Raw genomic sequence first — 18,594 nt, 5'->3', positions numbered from 1 at the left:
CGCAGAAGGTATTCGTTGCCCATTCAGCCCTTCACCTCCTAGGGCAAGTCGAACTGCCCGTCGTGATTCCACCTGTAGGTGTTTGATGAATAACGCAATGCTTCACAGTCCCATCCTCCAGGACTGAATAATTGTACTCGATCTGCGTCGGGATCCCACTGCCAGGATTACCGTATCGCGGAGTGACAGACAGGGAGATACGCTTACCAGACTTGATCACCTGCCTAATTTCCTTCTCGATGCCATGATTAAGATACGGCGTATTCGTCTTCTCGTACTCCGCGACAAGGTTTCGCAAGTCTATACCGGACCCACTTGCCGCGGCCGGAATCAGGTGGCCGTTGGCAGGCACGTAGCCCTGACTTTCAATTTCCCGCATCCCTGGAGGCCGCGTGGAGTTATTCGTATTCGTTCCCGGATTCTTTCGACCCTTATTGTAATCAGTAAAGTCCAACAGGCCATAGACTCCAGTGGCGCGACATTGATAGCTCCCCTCGAAGTCGTCGAAATAACGCTCGCGCGGCAGATAGACAGCATGCCCAGTGGGGCTCACCCCCGGACCGTCGTCGCACCTCCCATCATTCCGTGTACGACCGTCGTTCTTTCCGCCAGGACTACCCTCCGGGGCCGGGATGACCTCATCCGGTGTTAGCGGCTGATCCGCAGCGGCCAACACTGCCTGGACCACGGATGTGACGTCCTGCGCGTTGAGCAGCGCTTCACGTTCGCTCCTGGTGACGTTGATCTCGGGCTTCGGCTTCGGGCGTTGCGTGGCGGGCTTCGGGTTTTTGCCTTGGTTGACGTTCTGGGGCTCCGCCGGCCTGACCGGCTTCGTCACGCCATTCCGCGACGGCCGCCCCTTTCCGGTACCTGATGAGTAACCCTTGCCCTTGCCAAGCGCAGGTGAGCTTGTTCCCCGAGGCGCCTTGGGCGTGTTGCAGGTTCCGAGGTAGGTACAGCCCTTCGGCTGGGGCGACTTCTTCGACGGCTGCCGGCCCACAGAGCTTCTACGGGGCTTACACCTCGACCCACCGCATGCGTCATTCCTGGACTTGCCTGTTGCTGCACTCATCGGCCTGCGGGGCTGTGCCTTGGACCTTGTCGATGATCCCCTGCTGGAACCCACACCCATAGACCCGCCATAGGACTGACTCCTAGGGCCGCCGCCACCGCCGTTGCCCTTGTCGGCGGCGTGGCCGGAAGGGTCAATCCCGTTGAGAGGGCCTCCTTCTCCGTAGGCGTAGCGGTTCGCTCGCCCGGAAGGCGTGGGGTCCAGTTGCCAGGTGTCGCGTGAGGTGAAGCCGCCGGTGCCGGGCTGGTACCAGCGCGAGGCCATGTTGACTTCGCCCGTGGTGGTGTCGGTCCAGCCGGACTGGAATCCGATGCCCGGGTTGGCGCCTTCACTCGTGATGGTCTTGCCGAAGGGGTCGTACGCGCGAGAGCCCGCGAGAGACGTACCGTCTGCGCTGAGACCGGCAATGACGTCGGTGTGCTGGTCCGTGAGGGCGAGCTGAGCAGCGGCCGGTTCAGTCTTGGCAGCACTGGCCAGCAATGAGCCGTCCGGTCCTCTGCTGTAGGACGTGGTGGCATCGGTGATCAGATTGTTGGAGCCACCGTCGTAGGTGAAATTCGCACCGTTGTACGTGAGTACGCGATCGAGCGAGTCGTATCCGAAAGTGCTCGTGCCGTTGATTACAGTGCGTTCAAACGCATCGGTGGACATGCTGCGCGTTTCCCCGTTGCCCTGTCTTATGGCTTCAGTGGTGCCTCGCGCGCTGTAGTCGTAGGTCTCCGTGCCCCAGGTCTGGAGACGGCTGCGGTCGTCGTAGACACCAACGGTGTTGCCGCTCCGTGTGAGGTTGCCTGCCTTGTCCCACTCGTAGCCGGTCGTGTTGGTGCCACTGCTCCAGGAGGTCATACGACCGGCGAGGTCGTAGCCATAGCTGTTCTGGGCTGCTCCTGCGGTTCCTGTCGTGGTCTTCTGAACCAGTTGGTCGTCAAGGTCGTAGCCATAGGTAACGCCCCCGACAGATGCTCCAGTCGTGGTGCGGGTCACGGAGTCCGACGTCTGGCGTCCGAGGCTGTCGTAGCCGTAGCTGCGCTGAGCGGCGATCGCGGTCTGCCCGCTGGTGTCGACTCGGGCGTACTGCTCCCTCGTGGGCCGTCCGGCGGCGTCGAAGTCGTACTGGACGACGGTGCCGGTGAGCGGGTCGGTGGCGGAGTCCAGCCGACCCGTGGCGTCGTAGCCATAGCTCGCCGTCCCGGCGGCGTCCGTGCGGGAGAGCATGTTGCCGTCAGCGTCGTAGGCGTACTGGGAGTTGCCAGATGGGCCTTGGGCCCGGAGCAGCTGCCCTCGGTCGTTGTAGCTGAACGCGTTGCCGAACGAGATGCCGTCCGTCCCAGCGCCCGTGAGTCGACCGTCGAGGTCGTACGCCAGGCTTCGGGGTGTCGTGGCGGCGGAGGTGCCAGAGCCCGTTTCACGAACGAGGCGCCCCAGCCCGTCGTAGGTGCGCTGCCGCTTGACGTTTCCGGGCAGGATCTCGGTAACGGCCTGGCCGGCAGCGTCGTAGATCGTCGTCCAGGTACGGTCGGAATCGTTCGGATGCTGGCTTGTCGCGGGTTCGATGGTGGATTCCGGCAAGCCCCAGCTGTTGAACGTGTAGAAGGTGGACTTGGCACGGCCGTCGGTGAAGCGGGTGAGATGGCCTCGCGCGTCATACCCGAAGCTACTCGTGATCACGTCGGCCTCCGACACCTTCTCCGTCTGCTGGCTCAGCCGTCCGAGCACGTCGTAGACGAATGTCGTGTGACCGCCACCCGGCGTCGTGGCCGAAGTCTGATTGCCTTCTTCGTCGAAGAGGGACCTAAAGGTTCGCAGGGCGCTCGTGCCCGTGCCGTAGTCGGCGGCTTCGGTCACGTTGCCCAGCAGGTCGTACGTGAAGGTGCTCTTGCGGTTGGTGGGGTCGACGACCGCGATCTGGCGTCCGAGCCCGTCGTACTCGTACCCAGTGACTCGCTCACCCGGTTCGGTCGCGGTCAGGGTCTCACCGGCGGCGTTGTACGTAGCGGAGGTCACCAGCCCGGACGGTGAGCTGGTCATAACCTGGTTTCCCGCGTCGTCCCAGCTGAAGCGGGACGTGAGGTTCTGAAGTGACGGGAAACGCTCGACGGCGGTGGCCGTCAGTTGTCGGCCCAGGCCGTCGTAGGTCGCCTCGGTTCGCGCTCCGGTCGGGCTGGTGGCCGAGAGCTGCAACCCCGTGGGCGTCCACGTATAGCGGGTGATCCCTGAGCCGTCGAGCGAGGTCGAGGTTCCGCTGAGTGCGCCGCCTTCGCCGATGGGCAGCTGCGTGAGCGAAGCTCCGGCCCGCGGGTCGGTCTGCTGAATGAGCTGTCCGAGCTGGTCGTAGGCGTAGCGCGTCGCGCGGTCCAGCGGATCCGTGGTGGAGGTGACGCGTCCCAGTGCGTCGTAGCCCGTGTGGTATGCGGGAGTGATCGGGGTGCCGCCGGGAGGCGTGTACGCCGGCAGTGTGAGCTTGATGGTCCTGCCGAGTCTGTCGAGTTCCGCCCGGGTCAAGGCTCCGTTCTCGTCACGCGAGTCGGTGGCGCCTCCAAACGTGTTGTACCCGAGAGTGACGGTCGGGCGCTTCTGCTGAGCCGACGCCCCGTGGGTCTCCGTCGGCACGGAGGGTGCAGCTTGTTCGACGAGTCGACCGAGGGCGTCATAGCGGAAGTTCGTCGTGTGGGCGGCGGGGCTCGCCCCAGCCTTGGTCCCTCGCGGGCTGGTGCTGCTGAGAAGCAGACCGCGCTGATCGTACGTGTGGCGGGTGCTCAGTGTGGTGCTACCGGAGGAGAGGGACGAGGCGGTGATGTTTCCTGCGTTGTCGTAGGTCGCACGCTCGGTCAGCTCTGCTGTGTTCGGGGCTCGTCGGGTGCTTTCGACAACCCGGTCGTCGTCGTCATAGACGTAGTCCACCGACCGGTTGAGGGTGTTGGGGTCCAGCACGGACCGGGTGACACGTCCAGTGGCGTCGAGGGTGTAGGTCTCGGTACGGGTGCCACCTGCTGAAACCTGCTTGGTCAGGTAACCGGCACCGTCATAGGTGTTGTTCTCCAGGACGATGTCACGGCGCGTGCCGTCGGACCCTTCCACCTGCTTGGCGGTCGTCGTGGCAGGCAGCCCGTCGTCGAAGTAGGTGAAGGCCGTGGTGGCGCCCATGGCGTCGGTGGTGGAGGCGAGTCGGCCCGCCGGGTCGTAGGCGTTGGATTCCAAGACCAGGTCCCGGGTAGTGCCCGAGGGGTCACCGGCCCAATTCTTCAGGACAGTTTCGTAGGTGAGTCCCAGCGGGGTGTAGCTGTAGGTCACCTCGTCCCCGAGGGCGTCCTTCTCGCTGGTGAGCCGCCCCAGGGTGTCATATCCGAACGTCGTTGTGTTGCCCTCGGCGTCCGTGACGGTGTCGTTGAGGTTGCGACCGTCGTAGTGGTAGATGGTCGTCTTTGTCGAGTCGCCGCCGGTGAGGTCCGCCTCCGACTCGCTGAGGACGTTTCCGTCGACGTCATGGGTGCGGCTGATCTTGGCGGTGTGGGTGACGCCGGTGATCTCGTTCTCGACACCGACGCCGGCCTCCACCACGACGTTCGACATTTCGTCGTAGGCGTAGGTCGTGGCGACGCCGTTGGGGTACGCGTCAGAGACCTGGGTTTCGCCGGTCTTCCGCCCGATGCCGTCGTAGGTGTAACGCGTGACGAGACCCGAGGGACTGGTGGTGGTGACAAGATCACCGTTGGCGGAGTAGGCGTGGGTGGTGACCGCGCCCTCCGGCGTGACGGTGGTGGCGACCAGCCCGGCAGGGACGGTTCCACCGCCAACAGCGGCTTCGGCTCCGCTCGTGTACGTAGTGGCCGAGGTCCGACCGTCGGCAAGGGTCAGTTTGTCGGGCAGGCCCAGGGCCGTGTAAGTCGTTATGGTCTTGTAGCGGTTGTCGGACGGTCCCGAGGAGCGTGCATCGAGTACTGCCGTGCGCTTGCCGTTGCGTGGATCGAGCGGGTCGGCGGGGTTGTCGAAGTACTCCTCGTAGGAGGTCCAGCAGGAATTGGCGTCCCGGCACGTGGTGCGGGAAACGGGGTTGCCCTTCGTGTCGTGGCCGGTAATCGCCGAATGGCCGTTGGCGTCGATCACGGTGTGCAGGAAGCCGCCCGCGTCGTAGGCGTACCTGGTGACCCCTCCGGCCTCATCGGTGGAGGCGATGCGACGCTGACCACGCAGGGCGTCATAGGTGGTGCTGGTCTTCTGGCCGATGGGGTCGGTCACCGTCACAGTGGCGGCGAGAGTCGAACCGCTGGCGAAAGTGCGTGCCGCGTAGTGGTCGGCGACGTCTTCGGCGCTCAGGCCGTGCTGATAAACGGCCGCTTCGTCGAGCTGCCCGGTGAAGTAGCTGATGTCCGACGGCGCCGACGGCCAGGTTTTGGCGAAGCCGGCTCCTAGGAACGTGCGTGTGTTGGAGCGGTGGTTGACGGGAGCGTTGGCCTTCGTGGCCACTGGAGCACCATCCAGGAAGAGCGTCTGCGTTCCTGAAGTGACCGTGATGGCGGCGTGGTGCCACTGACTGTCTGTGACCGTGTCCGGTGAGGCATTGGACGGAGTCACTCCCGGCGAGGGGTATTCACCGTGAAGTTTGCCGTCCGCGCCCACATACAGTACGGGTGTCCATGTTCCGGATACAGCGGTTGCCCCGGCCAAGGGGTTCTTGTGGTCACTGACCAATACACCGGGCTTGGCGGTCCGGAACCAGAGCTCTACAGCGACATCGGCGGTTCTTGTTCCGAGCCCTGGGACTTCGACATATCCATCTCCGTTGAACTGGACGGCCGAACCGTCGCCGACACCGAATATGCCGGTGGTGCCGAGCGCAGCCTTCGTATACGTCCCGTTCCCGTTGGTCGCGGCAATCCTGCTGATGGCCTGGGTACCGCCGGGCTCGTCCAAGCGCCAGAATCCTGCGGGGGCGTCTCCGGTGATCGATCCTCGGTAGTGTTCTCCGTCTCCTGAGACGAGCCGCGTGCGCGCCCGATAGTGCTCCATGACAGTCTGAGCGCTCAGTTCCTTCGCGTAGAACGCCGTTTCGTCCATGGACCCGCTGAAATACCGCACCCCGCGGGTGCTTCCACCGTCCCAGCCCGGGGTCGAATAGCCGGCACCGAGATAGACGTGCGCGAAGGTCTCTGGCTTGACCACTCCCGTAAGAGATCCGATCTTGACGCCATCGAGGTACAAGCTCTGCCCTGCGGTGCCGCCCGTGATCACGACGTGATGCCACGCGTTGTCCGTCACGGAATTGCTGCTGATCGTGGGTGTCGCAGTCGAGCCCCGCCACAGATGGCCCCGGAGCTTTCCGTTGACATCGACATGCAGGCTCGGGTTGAACATCTGTGGCACGGTGCCGAGTTCCGTGTTCTGGAAGCCGAGAAGCACACCGCCAGGCTGGTCGGTACGGAACCACGTCTCGATCGAGAGTGCGGTCGCATTCTCGAGGGCGTCTGCGGGCACCTCGACAGCCCCTTCGGTGCCGTCGAGGGCGATGGCACCGTCGTCACCAGCGGAGAATGCACCGATTTGCCCAAGCATGACGCCGTCCCGGTAAGAGCCGTCTGCGCCACTCGATACGTCGTCGGCGGCGGCTGCACCGCTGCTGTCGCCCAACCGCCAGTAGTTGACAGGGGCGGCGGCACGAACTGCCGACGCGTAGCCTTCAGATCCCGACGAGTACGTCGGCGAGGAGATCTTCCAGGTCCCAGCGGAGTCCGACACCTCAGTCGCCCGCTCGGTGTCGCTGTCATAGGTGACCTGCGCACTCGTACGACCTGAGGGCAGCGTGACCTTGTTGATTCTAGAGGCGCCGTTCCGGGCCCCGAAGTGCTCCTTGACAGTCGCGCCATCCAGGGCGCGGTGGTAGACCGCCACCTCATCCAGCGCTCCCGAGAAGTGGCGTTCCCCTTCCCCGGTACCAAGCATCCGGCTGGAGTAACCGGCTCCCAGGTAGGAGTACGTCTTGCCGGCATGGTCCACGGGGCCCGTGAGGGTTCCTGTCGCCACGCCGTCGACGTAGAGCGTCTGACTCGTTCCGGTGCTGGCGAGAACCACATGGTGCCATTGGTTGTCATCGACGGGACCGGCGGAGGACATCAAAGACGGTGCTGCACCAACGGTGTCGAAGGCACCGATCAAATAGCCATTGGGGTCAAGCTCGAGGACCGGAAAGGTTTCGCTCGGTGGCACATCGCCCAGGGGCGTGTCCTGGAACCCTAGGAGCACGCCCTCGTACCGGCCAGTCTTGAACCACATTTCCACCGACAGAACGGTGGAAGACGACAGCGTGGAGTCAGGCAGCTCAACATGCCCGCCGCTGAATGTGCCCGCCTTGTTGCCTGTGCCGGTAAGTACTCCTGCGGCCCCGAGCGTGACATCGCGATACCGACCAGCGTTTCTCCCTGTTGTCGAGACCGCCTCGCTGACCGCCGTCTCGCCTTCCGCTTCGTTGAGCCGCCAGTAGCCGACGGGGTTGGCGTCCAGAACCATGCTGCGGTACTGACTGCCGCTCTCGTAGGAGTACTGGGTACACGCAGTCGTGGATGTCGGTGGGCAGACCTTCACAAGCCTGTCGCCGTCGTAGGTGTAGGACCACCGCAGACGCGTACCGGCACCCGCCACCGAGTTCGTCTCCGCTGCGACGACGTGACCTCCCGACCAGGCAAAGGTGAGGTGGCGCCCTGAGACGGCATCCGTTGCCTTGGTCAGCTGTCCGTCCGTGTATGTCAGTTGCTGGATGCGACCGTGGCCATCCGTAATCTTGGTCAGTCGGCCCTGGGCATCGAAGGTATAGAGGCTTGCCGATCCGTCTCGAAGCGTCCAGCCACCCCCACCCTCCGCCTTGAGGACACCCACCGAGCCCGCGGGCGCAGCGTAGGTGCCGTCAGCGTTGCGGCCGAAGCGGACCTGGGCACCTGTCGACATGGTGATGAGGACACTGCCGTTGCTCTCAGGTAGCGCGCGCATGTCCCAGCGGGTTGCCCATCCGGCTCCGAAAGCATTCTTCTTCCGTGGGTCCTGGGAGTTGTAGGTACGGGTCACCGAAAGCTCGGGCCCGACCGTGGGTACGGCGGCATCCGTGGCTGAGGTGGTGTAGTTTCCGGCGCGCTCGCCGAAGTCGGCCCCGGAGTCAGATCCGCCGAGGTGACCGGTGATCGGGGGCTGCGGAACCTGCGTCGTCATCAGAGACGGTTCCGGACGGGTCGAGGTGGCGCTCCCGTCATAGGCATAGCCGTACCAAGCGTATGTCTTCGCCCACGCAAGCCATCCGCTGGGCACGATCCACTGGGAAGCGGTGCTTCGCGCCCCCGTCTTGCAGTTCTTCCGCGTGTTGCTGCCCTCCACCTCGCAGACCTCGAACTGGTACTCCAGGGCTTTGGGGTAACGGTCTCGGTCTGTGGCAGAAGCCCAGAGCGTGGGCATGAGGGTGTCGAGGACGACTCCGCTGTCAGGTGCCAGGCCTGAGAGCGACGGCGGAATGTTCGCGGCGGAGAACTTCATGCCGACTGTCGGCACACCTGCCGCGCTGAAGGTGGACACGCCGTTCTCCCGCATCGTCCACGCAAGCGTGTAGGCGCCGGGAGTAAGCGGCGCGATCTTGGCGTCTACGGTGACGCTGGAGCCCGGAGGCACGTCGGCCGGCATCGGCGACCAGCGGATCTTCCCAGAGTCCGTGATCTCCTTGTTCGCCGCGTCGTACAGGCGGTACCCCAGGGTGTACGTACCGTTCTTGAGCCAGGTCTGCTGTCCACGGTTGGTGACCGTGACCTTGAAGGTTCCTTCGGACGTAGCCGTCATCGGCGTGACGAACTGACCGAGTGCGTACGTGGCTCCGTACTTGGTCCACGTGACGTCCAGCGAAGGCTTGCCGTTCGGGTAGTCGTCGGAGCCGAAGTTCTTCCACCCATACGAATCCGTGCTCGACGCCTTGACGGCAAGGCCGTAGTTCTTCTTCCGGCCGTGCGTCCAGTCGTCAACGAGCTGGCGGCCTGACGACCCGAGGTTGATGCTCTCCCACGCAGGACCGCCGCACGCGTATGCCGTCTGCCCCGCGGGGCGCCAGCCATGAGTGAAGCTCTTCGACGCCAGCGCGGCCCCCGTTGCGGGCCCAGGGTATGTCGACGTGGTCGACTCCGCCCAGCTCGAGGTGACTGGATGGATCGTCACCGGGCGCGCTGTGCAGGAGTACGACCAGGTGTTGTAGAGCGCGAGACTGGCACCCAGAACCCATGCGTTCTTCAACGTGTTCTCGACGCCCCCGAAGTGCAGGAAGCCAGCCGCCTTGTGTCCGCCTGCGTCGTAGGTGCCGACTTTGATGTTCGTGTCGCCGGAGAAGTTGACGTTGTACGGGGACTCGACGTACGTGCCGGAGGAGGAAGCTACCGGCGTCACGGTGGCCACGGACGGGTCGACCTTGACCGGGAAAGTCCGCTCAGGGGCCTGAAGCCAGTCGGCATCGAGGGTGACCTTCAGCGCCTGCCCGCCGTCGATGTCGATCAGCTCGTACCCGACACCGTTGGAGATCACGCCCTCATTGGAGTTGGGGGCCTGGTTGGAGTCCTCCATCCAACCGGCCGGAATCCGCGCGCGCGCCGTACCCGTATTGTCCGTGAACACCACGGCCCCTGTTGCATCGAGGCGCGCGGTCAGCCCCTGCATGTACAGAGGGAACGTCCACTCCGTGGGTGCGTCCCCATTGTTGAGCATGAGGACTTCCTTGACGGACGTGCCGCTGGCCACGAACCGCACATCCGAGTTAGGCCGCACGGACCGATAAGTGATCGTGCTCCCCTCGGGCTCACCAGGCACGCGCGCCGCGCCTTCGATGGCGAAGCCGACAGACTCCGTCTCGCTGACTTTCAGCGACACGAGCGGGGAGCCATCAGCATGGCCCGCGAAAGCCGTCTCGGTATCCCCTGCCGCGATACGCCACCCGTCGGTGGTATCACTTGCAGCACGGCCAAGCCTGCCACCCTGTGGCGATGCCTTGAGCGTGGTGTCGATCTCTTTCCAGTTCCCGGCAGCGTCCTTGAAGTTGACCGGCTCCTCGAAGAACCGGGTCGTGAGAGTGCCGTCCGAGTTCTGGAACGTACGAGCCGTTCGCTCACGTTCGGCCACAAGCTCCCGGCTCGTGTCAGGGTCGAAGCCCCGGGGTTCGGTCGCCTCGACCCGTACGGGAGCGGCGGTCAAAGCAGATATGCCCCCTACAGTCGAACCGTCGTTCGAGCGCGGAGCCTCCGCCTCGCGAGGCAGTTCCCCTGGCGCCGGCCGGTGACCCTTCCGGCCGCCCGTCGCGTCCGACTCCGTGATTCCCACAGCCGACTTGTGCGAACGCCCTGCAGCGGACCCCCACCGCTGATCAGGAGCATCCGCCCATCCATAGGCCGACTCAAAGGTCTGCGCCGCAGCCGCCCCTTCGGAGCCGACCAGGCCCGCCAGAACTGCTGCGACAGCAAAAGAAATCGGCCGTACGAAACGCACGGAGCCCCCTCAGGATGTGATCAAGAGAGGCGAAGTAGATCTCCAACAGCAGCCGATGAGCAAGATCCGTGGCTATTTCGTGATCACGACGTGAAGATCATCACGCCGCGTTTCTCTCCAATGCCAAGAAATCCACGGGCGAGCCATCCCTCACGCCGCCCGCTCCACCCCCGACCGGTACTCCCCCGGTGTCATCCCGAACCACTTCCGGAACGCCAGGTGGAAGCCGACCGCGCTCTGGTAGCCGACGCGGGCCGGGACCGCTGACTGGGGGAGGGTGGTTTCGGCGAGGAGGCGGGCTGCTTCCTGCATGCGGCGGGACGTCAGGTGGCGGGCCGGGGATTCGCCCACCAGGTCGCGGAAGGCCGCCGTGAACGCCGAGCGGGACATGCCGACCTCGCGGGCGAGGGAGTCGATCGTCCAGGGCTGGGCGAAGCGGGTGGCGATCATGATCATGGCCTGGCTGATGCCCGGGTGGCGCAGCAGCGGCAGTGACGTCGGGTTGTCGGCGAGGTCGCGCAGCAGGGGGCGGAGCGCGAGGACGAGGGCCATCTCGAAGGCACGCAGAGTGATGAGGCGGTCCCCGGGGCCGACCGGTCGGTCCGGTGAGGCCAGGAGGCGGAGCGTGTCGCGGAGCAAGGGCTCGCGGTCGACCTGGGGGCCGTCGAGGACGAGGGCCCAGGGCAGCGACGTGTAGAGCGTGCTGGCGGCGCTGGCGTCGTAGTGGAGTCCGGCGCACAGCAGCCGGCTCACCGCGCCGGTGCCGTCGATGCGGATCTCCCCCGACGTGCCGGGCCGGCGCTCGGGCAGTACGGCCTTGAGCGGCACCCCCTGGCGGTCGGGGCGGTCGGAGAGCCGGTGGGCGGTGCCGGTCGGGAAGACGATCAGGTCACCGGCGTGCAGCTCCAGCGGGGCCTGCCCGTCGCCCGTGATCCAGCAGCCGCCCTCGACTATGTAGTGGAGCACGGCACAGCTCTGTTCGGCGTCGCCCTCGATGGCCCAGGGCGCGCGAACGTGCCAGCGGCTGTCGAAGACGCCGGTCAGGCGGAGCGGTTTGAGCAGTTCGCTCAGGAGGTCCTCGGCCTCGTCGTCCTCACGCCGGTCGTCACGGTCGGTTGCCACGGTGTCCATGGACGATCCTTCAACTTCCGCCCCGGTTTGTTAATTGAACGGTGTGAGCCGCCGCCGCCAGCCTGAGAAAGACGTCACGGCAGCACCACACCCTACCGAAGGGCCTCAACGACACATGTCCAGTCAGATTCCGATGCGGGTCGCGGTCGTCGGAGCGACCGGTTTTCAGGGCGGCGCGATCGCGCGTCTGCTGGTCGAGCGCCACCACCGGGTCCGGACGCTCACCCGGCGCCCCGCGGGCGACCGTCCGCCGCTGCCCGGCGCCTTCTTCGTCGCGGGTGACCTGGCGAGACCGGCTGACGTGCGGCGGCTCTTCGAGGGGACCACGCACGCCGTGGTGACGATGCCGCTGGTGTACGACGAGGAGCGGATACGCCGTTACGCGCGGAACGTGGCACACGCGGCCCTGGCCGCGGGGACCGTGCGGCTGGTCTTCAACGCCAACACCCGTGTCCCGCAAGGGCCGGACGGGGTCGCCGCGTTCGAGACCCGGCGGATCGCCGAGCAGGAGCTGCGGGACAGCGGCGTCCCGCTGGTCGTCGTACGGCCGCCGGTGTATCTGGACAATCTGTTCTCGCCCTGGAACGGGCCGGCCCTGGTGAACGAGGGGATTCTGGCCTATCCGCTCCCCGCGACCACGCCGACGGCCTGGATGTCGCACCGGGACCTGGCGGAGGCGGTGCACCAGGCGCTGACCGTCGGGGGCCTGGAGGGCCGCACCTTCGACATCGGTGGGCGGTCGCTGACGGGCGACGAGCTGGCCGAGGCGTTCAGCCGTGGTCTCGGGCGTACGGTGCGGTATCTGCAGCTTCCGCCCGAGGCGTTCGAGCGCGGGCTCGCCCAGCTGCTCGGGCCGGAGACGGCGGCCGGTGTCGCCGGGATCTACCACTACATGGCGACGGGCGCCGATCCGCTGCTCCTGGCGGCCGACGACGGGGTGGCGGCGGAGGTGCTCCGCGTACGGCCGGCGCCGGTGGAGGAGTGGGTGACGCGCCAGCCGTGGCAGATGTGGTCCGGCGACGCGGAGGAGCAGTCCCCGTCCCCCCAGGGCTGACGCGGCGACACAAGCGCCCGACGGGGCGTACGGCCGCCACACGAGCGCCCCGCCACGATCCGGCCGCCACACGAGCGCCCCCGCCGCGATCCGGCCGCCACACGAGCCGCCCCGCCGCGATCCGGCCGCGACGAGCCGCCGCAGAGATTCGGCCATCCGGCCCCGTCCACAAGGACGGGGCCGGATTCTTGTGGGCACCGTGTCCTTGCACGCGCCACTACGCCCGAGTAGGTAACAAAGCGCCGGATTGCCCACCCCGAGTGGGTGGAAGGCTCCCCCGGTACACCCCCGTACACCCCGGTACACCCCCGTACGTACATCCCGTAGACCCGCCATCCGAGTGAACGCGGACAGGAGCGGCCATGCCCGCAACCCGCAAGCCGTCGACGGAGCTACAAAGAGCGCACCACCACCCGCACCCCCGTACCCCCTCAGGTGATGCTGTGAATCCGCTCATGGGACGCATTCCCGTTCTGGACGTCCGCCCGCTGGTCGACTGCGGTCGCCGCCCCGCGAAGGCGGTGGCAGGTGAGACCTTCGAGGTGTCGGCCACCGTCTTCCGCGAGGGCCATGACGCCGTCGCCGCCAATGTCGTGCTGCGCGGCCCGTCCGGCCGCCCCGGCCCCTGGATCCCGATGCGTGAACTGGCCCCCGGTACCGACCGTTGGGGTGCCGAGGTCACTCCGGACGCCGAGGGCCGGTGGACGTACACGGTCGAGGCGTGGAGCGACCCGCTGGCGACCTGGCGGCACGCCGCGAAGATCAAGATCCCGGCCGGGATCGACTCCGAGCTCGTGCTCGCCGAGGGCGCGGAGCTGCACGAGCGCGCCGCGAAGGGCGTCCCGAAGAAGGGCGGCGGCCGTGAGGCGGTGCTGGCCGCGGCGGACGCCATGCGTGACGAGTCCCGGCCGGCCGCGGCCCGGCTCGCGGCGGTGCTCGCCCCGCGGGTGACCGAGACCCTGGACCGGCACCCGCTGCGCGAACTGGTCAGCGCCTCGCCCGCGTTGCCGCTCCAGGTGGAGCGCGAGCGGGCCCTGTTCGGCTCCTGGTACGAGTTCTTCCCGCGTTCGGAGGGCGTGAAGAAGGTCCGGGGCCGTACGAAACCGGGTACGTTCCGTACCGCCGCCGAACGTCTTCCGGCCATCGCGGCGATGGGTTTCGACGTCGTCTATCTCCCGCCCATCCACCCCATCGGCACCACGCACCGCAAGGGCCCCAACAACGCGCTCTCGGCGAGCCCGAGCGACGTCGGTGTGCCGTGGGCGATCGGCTCCCCCGAAGGCGGCCACGACGCGGTCCACCCGGACCTGGGCACCATCGAGGACTTCGACGCCTTCGTCGCCCGGGCCCGCGAACTCCGCCTGGAGATCGCGCTCGACTTCGCGCTGCAGTGTTCGCCGGACCACCCGTGGGTGGAGAAGCACCCCGAGTGGTTCCACCACCGCCCGGACGGCTCGATCGCCTACGCCGAGAACCCGCCGAAGAAGTACCAGGACATCTACCCCGTGGCGTTCGACAAGGACATGGACGGGATCGTCGCCGAGACCGTCCGGGTGCTGCGGCACTGGATGGACCACGGCGTACGGATCTTCCGCGTCGACAACCCGCACACCAAGCCCGTGGTGTTCTGGGAGCGGGTCATCGGTGAGATCAACGGCGCGGACCCGGACGTGATCTTCCTGGCGGAGGCCTTCACCCGGCCCGCGATGATGCACACCCTCGGCGCGATCGGCTTCCAGCAGTCGTACACGTACTTCACCTGGCGCAACACCAAGGCCGAGCTCACGGAGTACGCGACCGAGCTGTCCGGCGACGCGGCGGCGTACATGCGGCCGAACTTCTTCGTGAACACCCCCGACATCCTGCACGCCTACCTCCAGACGGGCGGTCGGCCGGCCTTCGAGGTACGGGCGGTGCTGGCGGCCACCCTCTCCCCGACCTGGGGCATGTACGCCGGCTACGAGCTCTGCGAGGGCGCCGCGCTGCGGGAGGGCAGCGAGGAGTACCTGGACTCGGAGAAGTACCAACTCCGGCCCCGGGACTGGGAGTCGGCGGAGCGTACGGGCGCCACGATCGCGCCCCTGATCACCACGCTCAACCGGGTCAGGCGCCGCCACCCGGCCCTTCGCCGGCTGCGGAACCTGCACTTCCACACCACCGACAACGACGCGGTGATCGCGTACAGCAAGCGGTCGGGGTCGAACACCGTTCTGGTGGTCGCCAACCTCGATCCTCACCACACCCAGGAGGCCACGGTCTCGTTGGACATGCCGGAGCTCGGCCTCGACTGGCACGAGACCGTACCGGTGCGCGACGAGCTCACCGGCGAGACCTATCACTGGGGCAGGGCCAACTATGTGCGCCTCGAGCCGGGCGTCACGCCCGCGCACGTCTTCGCTCTGCGACCGTCCCCGTCGACCGGAGGGTCACCCACACCATGACAGTCAACGAACCCGTCCCTGACACCTTCGAGGACACGCCCGCCAAGGACCGTGACCCGGACTGGTTCAAGCGGGCCGTCTTCTACGAAGTGCTCGTACGGTCCTTCCAGGACAGCAACGGGGACGGCGTAGGCGATCTCAAGGGCATCACGTCCAGGCTGGACTACCTGCAGTGGCTGGGCGTCGACTGCCTCTGGCTGCCGCCGTTCTTCAAGTCCCCGCTGCGGGACGGCGGCTACGACGTCGCCGACTACACCTCCGTGCTGCCGGAGTTCGGCGACCTCGCCGATTTCGTGGAGTTCGTGGACGCGGCGCACCAGCGCGGCATGCGCGTGATCATCGACTTCGTCATGAACCACACGAGCGACGCGCACCCGTGGTTCCAGGAGTCGCGCGCCCACCCCGACGGTCCGTACGGCGACTACTACGTCTGGGCCGACGACGACAAGCAGTTCCAGGACGCGCGGATCATCTTCGTCGACACGGAGACGTCGAACTGGACCTTCGACCCGGTGCGCAAGCAGTACTACTGGCACCGCTTCTTCTCGCACCAGCCCGATCTCAACTACGAGAACCCGGCGGTGCAGGAGGAGATCCTCTCGGCGCTGAAGTTCTGGCTGGACCTCGGCATCGACGGCTTCCGGCTGGACGCCGTGCCGTACCTGTACCAGCAGGAGGGGACCAACTGCGAGAACCTCCCGGCCACGCACGCCTTCCTGAAGCGGGTCCGCAAGGAGATCGACGACCACTATCCGGACACGGTGCTGCTCGCCGAGGCGAACCAGTGGCCGGAGGACGTGGTCGACTACTTCGGGGACTTCTCCTCGGGCGGCGACGAGTGCCACATGGCGTTCCACTTCCCGGTGATGCCACGGATCTTCATGGCGGTACGGCGTGAGTCGCGCACTCCGGTCTCCGAGATCCTGGCCAAGACCCCGGCGATCCCGGACGGCTGCCAGTGGGGCATCTTCCTGCGCAACCACGACGAGCTGACGCTCGAGATGGTCACGGACGAAGAGCGTGACTACATGTACGCGGAGTACGCCAAGGATCCCCGGATGCGGGCGAACATCGGCATCCGGCGGCGGCTCGCGCCGCTCCTCGACAACGACCGCAAGCAGATGGAGCTGTTCACCGCGCTGCTGTTCTCGCTGCCCGGTTCGCCGGTGCTGTACTACGGCGACGAGATCGGGATGGGCGACAACATCTGGCTCGGCGACCGGGACGGGGTGCGGACGCCGATGCAGTGGACACCGGACAGGAACGCGGGCTTCTCGTCCTGCGATCCGGGCCGGCTCACGCTTCCGGCCATCATGGACCCGGTCCACGGGTATCAGGTCACCAATGTGGAGTCGGGGATGGCCTCGCCGTCCTCGCTGCTGCACTGGACGAAGCGGATGATCGAGATCCGTAAGCAGAACCGGGCCTTCGGGCTCGGCTCGTACACGGAACTGCCGTCGTCGAATCCGGCTGTCCTCGCCTTCCTCCGGGAGTCCGGCGACGATCTGGTGCTCTGCGTGAACAACTTCTCGCGGTTCGCGCAGCCGACGGAGCTCGACCTGCGGCAGTTCGACGGGATGAGCCCGGTCGAACTGATCGGCCAGGTGCGGTTCCCGGCGATCGGGCAGTGGCCGTATCTGCTGACGCTGGCGGGCCACGGCTTCTACTGGTTCCGTCTGAAGAAGGCCCGGTCGGCCAAGAGCTGACCGAAAATCGCCCAACTGCCCGGGGTGGGGCGGGTTTCCCCCGCGCCACCCTGGGCACTGTGACCCACACACGGTCGATTCAGGTCCATACGGGCCTTCTTGTCGGGCCCATACGGATCTTCCCCTCCCGACACGTCCCGCACTTCCGGACAGTCGATGCTGCCATCCGGGACACTCTGCGCATTTGAACTCGATTCACGCGAACTCGAATCTGCGCCCCCCGGGGAAAGGACGCGATGCCATGCCGGAGACCGCATCCACCACCCGGGCCCCGGCCGCCCTCCTCCCGTCACTCGCTCCCCTGCTCCATGAATGGCTGCCACGGCAGCGCTGGTTCGCGGGCAAGGGCCGCCGGGTCATCGGATTCACGCTGGAAGCGGCCACCGAGCTGCTGCCGCTGGACGGTACGGGTCCCGGGCTGCTGCATCTGCTTGTACGGGTCGAACAGCCGGGACGCCCGGCCGGGACGCCCGCCGACTGCTACCAAGTGCTGCTGGGTGTACGCACCCAGCTGCCACCGCGCCTCGCCCCCGCCCTGATCGGGCGGATCCGGCAAGGTCCGTTGGCCGGGCGGGCGGTCTACGAAGGGCTGCGGGACCCGCGGCTCGCCGGACTGCTCTACGAACGGCTGCGCACCCCGGGCCGGATCGGCCCGCTGACGTTCCACGGCTCGGCGCCGCTGCCCCCGTCCCTGGCGCCGCGGGTCCTGGACGCCGAGCAGTCCAACTCCTCGCTCGTGTACGGCGATACGTACATCCTGAAGATCTTCCGACGGGTCAGCCCCGGCGTGAACCCGGATCTGGAGCTGCCGCTCGCGCTGGCCCGGGCCGGGTGCGCGCGGGTGCCGGCGCCGGTGGCCTGGTTCGAGTCGGGCGCGAGCACGCTCGGCGTCCTCCAGCCGTATCTGGTGGACTCGCGCGACGGATGGCGGCTCGCCCTCGACGCGCTGGCGGAGGGCCGGGAGTTCACGGCCGAGGCACACGCGCTCGGCCGGGCGACGGCCGAGGTGCACCTCGCGCTGGCGAACGCGCTGCCGACGGAGCGGCTGCACCGGATGCAGACGGAACATCTGGCCGCCGAGATGGACCAGCGGCTGCACGCGGCGGCGCAGGCGGTGCCGGCGCTCCTGCCGTACGTGCCGGGGCTGCGGGCGGTCTTCGCCGCGGCCGGGGACACGGTCGGCGCGGGGCGGCTGCAGCGGGTGCACGGCGACCTGCACCTGGGACAGACGCTCCGGGCGACGGACGGCGGCTGGGCGGTGATCGACTTCGAGGGGGAGCCCGCGAAGCCGCTCGCCGAGCGGTGCCGGCCGCAACCCGCGGTCCGTGACGTCGCGGGCATGCTGCGCTCCTTCGACTACGCGGCGCGCACGCACCGCCCGTGGAAGCCCGAGTGGGCGTCCCGCTGCCGGGCGGCGTACTGCGCGGGCTACGCGGAGGCCTCCGGCACCGACCCGCGCACGGACCCGGCGCTGCTGCGGGCGTACGAGACGGACAAGGCGGTCTACGAGGTCCTCTACGAGGCCCGCCACCGTCCGGACTGGCTCCCGGTCCCCATGGCCGCGATCGAACGTCTCGCGGGAGCGGAATGACCCCGGACCCCCGTCGTGGGCGCGCGCAGCCCGTTCGGCGGAGTGTCCTGTGCGGGACCCGCGCCGTTGCGGTTGCGTGGGAACCGGCGCATCTTCATCGGCCCATC

Annotated in this window: 6 protein-coding genes; 4 read left to right on the top strand and 2 right to left on the bottom strand. The window is 67.0% G+C overall.

Annotated elements, in window-relative coordinates; translation table 11 throughout:
- Positions 1 to 31: 31 nt before the first annotated feature.
- Both ACFY8U_RS24570 and ACFY8U_RS24565 read right to left on the bottom strand, forming a co-directional pair.
- Positions 32 to 10,201, bottom strand: coding sequence for a LamG-like jellyroll fold domain-containing protein (locus ACFY8U_RS24570; protein WP_389573616.1), 10,170 nt, complete (start codon positions 10,199 to 10,201; stop codon positions 32 to 34).
- Between the two features lie 513 nt (positions 10,202 to 10,714).
- Positions 10,715 to 11,695, bottom strand: a complete 981-nt coding sequence (locus tag ACFY8U_RS24565; RefSeq protein WP_361599657.1) for an AraC family transcriptional regulator — start codon at positions 11,693 to 11,695, stop codon at positions 10,715 to 10,717.
- A gap of 115 nt (positions 11,696 to 11,810) precedes the next feature.
- Between ACFY8U_RS24565 and ACFY8U_RS24560 the strand changes: the two genes are divergently transcribed.
- From ACFY8U_RS24560 to ACFY8U_RS24545, 4 genes are all read left to right on the top strand, one after another.
- A complete protein-coding gene (locus tag ACFY8U_RS24560) occupies positions 11,811 to 12,749 on the top strand; it encodes an SDR family oxidoreductase (protein ID WP_389573613.1) in 939 nt (312 codons plus the stop codon).
- 455 nt (positions 12,750 to 13,204) lie between these two features.
- Positions 13,205 to 15,190, top strand: coding sequence for an alpha-1,4-glucan--maltose-1-phosphate maltosyltransferase (locus tag ACFY8U_RS24555; protein WP_389573610.1), 1,986 nt, complete (start codon positions 13,205 to 13,207; stop codon positions 15,188 to 15,190).
- Positions 15,187 to 16,896, top strand: a complete 1,710-nt coding sequence (treS, locus tag ACFY8U_RS24550; protein WP_361434637.1) for a maltose alpha-D-glucosyltransferase — start codon at positions 15,187 to 15,189, stop codon at positions 16,894 to 16,896. Before ACFY8U_RS24555 ends, treS begins: the two co-directional genes overlap by 4 nt.
- 241 nt (positions 16,897 to 17,137) lie before the next feature.
- The gene (locus tag ACFY8U_RS24545) at positions 17,138 to 18,487 is read left to right on the top strand and encodes a maltokinase (RefSeq protein WP_389573608.1); all 1,350 of its coding nucleotides are present in this window, start codon (positions 17,138 to 17,140) and stop codon (positions 18,485 to 18,487) included.
- Positions 18,488 to 18,594: the final 107 nt, after the last annotated feature.

It is taken from the genome of Streptomyces sp. NPDC012508 (genome assembly GCF_042902595.1).
In the GTDB taxonomy this organism is placed as follows: Bacteria; Actinomycetota; Actinomycetes; order Streptomycetales; family Streptomycetaceae; genus Streptomyces.
This window is presented reverse-complemented; position numbering and strand designations above follow the sequence as displayed.